This window comes from Sphingobium agrisoli (assembly GCF_041877245.1).
Taxonomy (GTDB): Bacteria; Pseudomonadota; Alphaproteobacteria; order Sphingomonadales; family Sphingomonadaceae; genus Sphingobium.
Genome location: NZ_JBHDJI010000034.1, coordinates 1 through 1,163 on the forward strand (window position 1 = coordinate 1; position 1,163 = coordinate 1,163).

Sequence of the window (1,163 nt, forward strand, 5' to 3'; positions counted from 1 at the left end):
ATACTAAGGTGCGTTGAGGCTGACTCACGCGGGGGATTCCCAAGCTCGTGAAAATCTGATTCGACGTAGCAGGCACGTGGAGGCTTGCGATGGCAGCAGCGATTGGGGTTCGGTCTGACTACACATCGACGGATTTGCGCCAGTTTGCGCGACGAAGCGATGATGCGGATCAGGTCCGGCGGCTATTGGCGGTGGCTCTGATCCTGGACGGCGGGAGCCGGAGCGAAGCGGCGAAGGTTGCCGGCGTCACGCTGCAAATCGTGCGCGACTGGGTCCTGCGGTTCAACGAAGGCGGCCCCGATGGTCTGGCGACGCGCAAGGCGCCGGGCCGGGCCGCGATCCTCAACGACGAGCAGCGCGCGCGGCTTGCAGCGATAGTCGAGGCCGGGCCAATCCCCGCGGCGCATGGCGTGGTGCGCTGGCGGCTTGCCGATCTAACCCAGTGGATCTGGGACGAGTTCGCGCTCTCGGTCACGCGCCATACCCTCGGGCGTGAGCTTCGTGCGATGGGCTACCGCAAGCTCTCGGTGCGGCCCCGCCATCGGGGGCAGAAGGGCGACGACATTGCCGATTTTAAAAAAGCTTCGCTGCCCGCCTGGCGCAGATCAGGCGGCGCCTCCCGAGAGGAACGCCGATAGAGCTGTGGTGGCAGGACGAGGCTCGAATCGGTCAGCAAACCAAGCTCACCCGGCGCTGGGCGAAGCGCGGCACGCGGCCCTCGGCACCCAAGGATCAGCGACGCTCCTCGGCATGGCTGTTCGGCGCGATCTGTCCCGCCGAAGGTAAAGCCGCCGGCATCGTCATGCCCCGCTGCAACAGCGAGGCGATGAGCATGCACCTTGAGGAAATCGCCTTCCACGTCGCGCCGGGCGCACATGCCGTTCTGCTGCTCGATCAGGCCGGATGGCATGGATCGGCCGAGCTGGTCGTGCCGCCCAACATCACCTTGATGCCGCTGCCGCCCAGGTGCCCGGAGCTCAACCCGGTCGAGAACGTCTGGCAGTTCATGCGCGACAACTGGCTCTCGAACCGCATCTTCCAATCCTACGATGACATCGTCGACCACTGCTGCTTCGCCTGGAACAAGCTCGTCGAGCAGCCCTGGCGCATCATGTCACTCGGACTGCGCCAATGGGCCCATGGGTTCTGATCAATGCACCTTG

General features: G+C 65.0%; 1 protein-coding gene. It reads left to right on the forward strand.

The annotated features are described in order from the left end of the window. The first annotated feature begins 89 nt into the window (after positions 1 to 89). A protein-coding gene (locus ACETPF_RS20950; RefSeq protein ID WP_373936557.1) for an IS630 family transposase occupies positions 90 to 1,150 on the forward strand; the annotation gives its coding sequence in 2 pieces (ribosomal slippage) (positions 90 to 582 and positions 582 to 1,150; 1,062 coding nt in all). Positions 1,151 to 1,163: the final 13 nt, after the last annotated feature.